The following is a 666-nucleotide window of genomic DNA, read 5'->3' as shown; positions in this document are numbered from 1 at the left end:
GATCTCTATCGAACGCTCCGGCGACATCTCGTAGGCGGCGCCATCGATATGCGAGCGGAAGGTGACGCCCTTTTCGGTCAGCTTTCTCAGCTTCGACAGCGACATCACCTGGAAACCGCCGCTGTCGGTCAGGATAGGATGCGGCCAGCGGGCGAATTCATGCAAACCGCCGAGCCGCGCCACACGCTCGGCGCCGGGCCGCAGCATCAGATGATAGGTGTTGCCCAGGATGATGTCGGCGCCGACACCGCGCACCTGGTCCATATACATGGCCTTGACGGTGCCGCCGGTGCCGACCGGCATGAAGGCCGGCGTGCGGATTTCGCCGCGCGGCATGTCGATCACGCCGCGTCGCGCCTTGCCGTCGGTTGCCAGAACCTTGAAGCTGAACGGCTTAGCCATTGAATTCCTTGTCGTGGATCGGGGCGTCCGGCGCCTGATTGTCGAGCGACTGGCGGTAGTGGATGCAGCCGCGCATGGCGGAATCGAGGTGCTGGCGAATGCCGGCGCGCAGCTTTTTCAATTCCGCATTCAGCGCATAGCGGTCAAAGGCTTGCAGATCATCGTCCATCGCTCGTCTCCGCTCGGAAAAGCAGGCTTGCGTCGCCATAGGAATAGAATCTGTAACGGTTCTCGATCGCATGGGCATAGGCCGCACGCATCGTG

3 protein-coding genes are annotated in these 666 nt (G+C 62.2%); all 3 read right to left on the bottom strand.

Annotated elements, in window-relative coordinates; genetic code table 11:
- On the bottom strand, positions 1-402 hold a 402-nt coding region (locus EN893_RS36670; protein WP_128362294.1), incomplete at its 3' end, for a tRNA-guanine transglycosylase.
- Positions 395-571: a hypothetical protein gene (locus tag EN893_RS38490; protein ID WP_164749036.1), complete on the bottom strand. Its 177-nt coding sequence runs from the start codon at positions 569-571 to the stop codon at positions 395-397. The genes EN893_RS38490 and EN893_RS36670, both read right to left, overlap by 8 nt.
- Positions 561-666: S-adenosylmethionine:tRNA ribosyltransferase-isomerase (locus EN893_RS36665; protein WP_164901529.1), on the bottom strand; the 106-nt coding region annotated here is incomplete at its 5' end. The genes EN893_RS38490 and EN893_RS36665, both read right to left, overlap by 11 nt.

It is taken from the genome of Mesorhizobium sp. M7A.F.Ca.CA.004.04.2.1 (assembly GCF_004022825.1).
In the GTDB taxonomy this organism is placed as follows: Bacteria; Pseudomonadota; Alphaproteobacteria; order Rhizobiales; family Rhizobiaceae; genus Mesorhizobium.
The sequence above is the reverse complement of the archived record's forward strand: the minus strand, read 5'-3'. Positions and strand labels throughout refer to the sequence as shown.

Bases quoted from the DNA above. Each gene is read 5' to 3' on its own strand.
- EN893_RS38490 (WP_164749036.1), bottom strand. From the start codon at position 571: ATGGACGATGATCTGCAAGCCTTTGACCGCTATGCGCTGAATGCGGAA.